Source organism: Rhodanobacter thiooxydans LCS2, from assembly GCF_000264375.1.
GTDB lineage: Bacteria > Pseudomonadota > Gammaproteobacteria > Xanthomonadales > Rhodanobacteraceae > Rhodanobacter > Rhodanobacter thiooxydans.
In genome coordinates, this window is sequence record NZ_AJXW01000173.1 from 1 (window position 1) to 259 (window position 259).

Genomic DNA, 259 nt, shown 5'->3' on the forward strand with positions numbered 1-259 from the left:
GCGCGGCGTCGCGGCCGCCGGCGGCATGGCGCTCGGCACCGCGGCCCTGGCCACTGCTGCGGCGCGGCTTCTCGCCCGGCCGCGGCGCCACCACGTCGCCGAACGCAGCGCTGTCGGCAGCGGCATTGGCGGCGAACTCGGGGTCGATCGCGTGCGGCCTGGGCATCACCAACAGCTCCGGCTCCATCGCGGCCACCGGGATGCTCTGGCCGATGTAGGTCTCGATGTCCGGCAGGCTCATCGCGTACAGGTCGCAGGC

Annotated in this window: 1 pseudogene; it reads right to left on the reverse strand. The window is 74.9% G+C overall.

Annotation, left to right across the window (positions count from 1 at the left end):
* Positions 1-259 (reverse strand): annotated as a pseudogene (locus UUA_RS19750) (ATP-dependent RNA helicase RhlB); the annotation flags it as partial.